General features: G+C 58.9%; 2 protein-coding genes and 1 pseudogene. All 3 read left to right on the top strand.

Translation table 11 applies throughout. The features are described 5' to 3' along the window. Positions 1-118, top strand: a pseudogene (locus A7D17_RS23775) (IS5-like element ISCARN85 family transposase); the annotation flags it as partial. A gap of 157 nt (positions 119-275) precedes the next feature. Continuing rightward, positions 276-740 (top strand): Ig-like domain-containing protein, encoded by a 465-nt coding sequence (locus A7D17_RS19205; protein ID WP_064510571.1) that lies wholly within the window; start codon positions 276-278, stop codon positions 738-740. Positions 741-822: 82 nt separating this feature from the next. Next, positions 823-1,296: a hypothetical protein gene (locus tag A7D17_RS24285; protein WP_153042000.1), complete on the top strand. Its 474-nt coding sequence runs from the start codon at positions 823-825 to the stop codon at positions 1,294-1,296. Positions 1,297-1,495: the final 199 nt, after the last annotated feature.

The following is a 1,495-nucleotide window of genomic DNA, read 5'->3' as shown; positions in this document are numbered from 1 at the left end:
ACTATTCCGTCGCCTGAAGGGCTACCGCCGGATTTTCACACGCTTCGAGAAGCTGGACGTCATGTTCCTTGGATTCCTCAGCTTTGTGCTGACCGTTGATGGGCTTCGGATGTGTTAACAGGCCCTAGCAACAATGACACGCTTCGCTCACTCACGCTGCTGCATTGCTGGGCAATGGCCTCGGTGCTGTTGAGCGCATGCATCCGGCGATCTGAGACGGCGGGCGATCTGCAAGGGCCCGGGACCTTAACCTGACCCCGTTACATCGCAGCAGCGTGCGGATCGACTTCGACTGCCTGGTCAACGACCCGGACGGCGACGCACTGACGCTGAGCCTGACCAATCCGTCGAAGGGTGCACTGACGCGCAACCGCGACGGCAGCTACACCTACAAGCCGAAGCAGGGCTTTACGGGGACGGATGCCTTCACCTATTCGGTGAGCGACGGCAAGCTGACCACCAGTGCGAGCATCACCCTGGTGGTGTCGAAGAACCCGCCCCGCGACAATGCGATGAGTATTGTTGTCGGTGCGTCGGCCTCTGCCGCAAGCGTTCAGGGCGGTGGCTACATCGTCGTCAACCTCGGGGCGTCTAGCCAACCCGTGATCGACTGGACGGCCACGGCCGGAACGTACTCAACGGCACTGGGAAACACTGGATGGGCCGCACTGCTGGGCGGCACGGTGTCCGGGATCGATCTGCTGGTTGCGCAGACAGGTCTGGTGGTGCGGCGCGACTGAGCGATGGCCGCCGCCCCCGACGGGCGGCGGCCGTTGAAATCGTTATAGGGAACAAGATGTCCCAAGAACCGGAGACCGCAACATGCAAGCTCGTCGATTGATTGTTATTGCCACCTTGACCCTGGGGTTACTGATGAACCAGCCATCCGCCGCGACTAGTCCCGCCTATAGAGGAACATCACACGTCGGCATGTCGCGTAATGCTCTAGAACGCGCTTACATTGAGGCTTACGAACAATCTGGATTTCGGCTTGCCAGCCGCAAGGAGTATTCGAATCCGTCCGGCTTTTGGAGCACCGTACTTGAATTTCAATTGAGCGGTGTACCGAAGGGGCCGAATGCTCCCGGCTCTACGCTGGTTATCTCGGGCTATGAACCTGGGTGTCCATGCGAGGTGAGCAGGGAAACTGTCAGGGGGCTCGATGCTGATAATCCCGACCCGAAAGCACGCCTCCGGGGATTTGGTGTTGTCATCAGAGCCGAAACAGCTGCATTGAGAAAGGTTAAGGAACGATTGGGGGTGAGCTTGCCCGAAATGGGTATGCCCACACCCTGACGATACGGCTTCATGAATACGCGCTATCTCCCGGCAGCAGTGGGAATGCATAGGTTGCCAGTGACAAAGGCTTAGGGAAGGTCTGAACAACTCCATCTGATACTGCCACAATGGATCAACGAACCGAGCGGACGATCTCGATGCAGCTGAGCTTTGGCGACGCGGAGTACAACGGCAAGCGCAAGCAGACACGGCGCGA

Source organism: Xanthomonas floridensis, assembly GCF_001642575.1.
Classification (GTDB): domain Bacteria; phylum Pseudomonadota; class Gammaproteobacteria; order Xanthomonadales; family Xanthomonadaceae; genus Xanthomonas; species Xanthomonas floridensis.
The sequence above is the reverse complement of the archived record's forward strand: the minus strand, read 5'-3'. Positions and strand labels throughout refer to the sequence as shown.